General features: G+C 68.4%; 3 protein-coding genes. All 3 read right to left on the bottom strand.

What is annotated here, in order from left to right; genetic code table 11:
• Positions 1 to 119 (bottom strand): biotin carboxylase N-terminal domain-containing protein (locus ACFXB5_RS53800; RefSeq protein ID WP_385223409.1); only part of this gene is annotated, 119 nt, incomplete at its 3' end.
• Positions 116 to 574 carry a cobalamin-dependent protein gene (locus tag ACFXB5_RS53805; protein WP_385223407.1) on the bottom strand — a complete coding sequence of 153 codons (459 nt, stop codon included), beginning with the start codon at positions 572 to 574 and terminating at the stop codon, positions 116 to 118. The genes ACFXB5_RS53800 and ACFXB5_RS53805, both read right to left, overlap by 4 nt.
• 111 nt (positions 575 to 685) lie before the next feature.
• On the bottom strand, positions 686 to 892 hold the full coding sequence (locus tag ACFXB5_RS53810) for an acyl-CoA carboxylase epsilon subunit (RefSeq protein WP_106969309.1): 207 nt from the start codon (positions 890 to 892) through the stop codon (positions 686 to 688).
• Positions 893 to 1,037 lie beyond the last annotated feature (145 nt).

The raw sequence follows: 1,037 nt of genomic DNA on the forward strand, positions 1-1,037 counted from the left end.
TGACATGCGTCCCGGTCCGGATCGGCGTAGACGGCTACGCTCGCGATCCCGGCATCCCGGCAGGCACGGGCAACACGGACAGCGATCTCGCCACGATTGGCTATAAGCACCTTCATCAGCATGTCGGCTCCAGGGTCTGGTTCGGGGCGGCGTAGAGCCGGTCGGTGTTTTCGAGGATCTGGCCCATGTCCGCGCCGAGGGTGGAGACCGCGCGGATGCCCATGGCCTCCAGGGAGGGAATGTCGACGTCGGGGATGATGTCGCCGACAAGGACACGGACATCGACCGCGTCCTCCGGCACGGAAAGGTTGATCACCTTCTGCGCGATCGTCAGGTGGGCACCTGAAAGGACGGAGAGACCCAGGACTGGTGCATCCTCGGCGACGACGATGGCGACGATCTGTTCCGGGGCCCGGTGCGGGTCGGTGCCGCTGACCTCGTAGCCGGTGTCGCGCGGGAACAGAGCGATGACGTTGGCGCCGCGGTCGTGGCCGTCAAGCCAGGGCTTGACGGTACGGGTGCCCGGCGCCGGCGCGGCACCGGCACGAGCTGTCCGCTGTTGCGGCGTCTCCACGGTCTCTCCGTTCGAATGGTCAGCGAGGCGGGAGGACCCCACCGGCCGCCAGGGCCAGGGAGTTCGCCGTGCTTGTGCGACGACGTCGCGGATGCGGGCCCCGTGGGTTCCTCAGCGTGGCCAGTAGGAGCTGCGCCACGCTGCCGGGCCCGGCTGGAGCGGGGCGCTGCACGAGATGTTGCGGGTTTTGACCGTCCACTTGTCCAGGTGCTGCGGCGTCGCAGGGACCGCTGAGGCCGCTGCGGCGCGGGCTTGGACCACCACGAGCGCGGCGGCCAGCTCTTCGGGAGTGGGATTGCCCCGTACGACCGTGAACACTATTGGCCGCCCTTTCTGAAGTCCGTGAGGTCAGTGGGGTCAGTGGGGTCAGAGGGGGATGTTGCCGTGCTTCTTCGGGGGCAGCGCTTCGCGCTTGTTCCGCAACGTCCGCAGACCGCGGACGATGTGGCGACGGGTCTCGGAG

Source organism: Streptomyces sp. NPDC059455 (assembly GCF_042750115.1).
GTDB lineage: Bacteria > Actinomycetota > Actinomycetes > Streptomycetales > Streptomycetaceae > Streptomyces > Streptomyces endocoffeicus.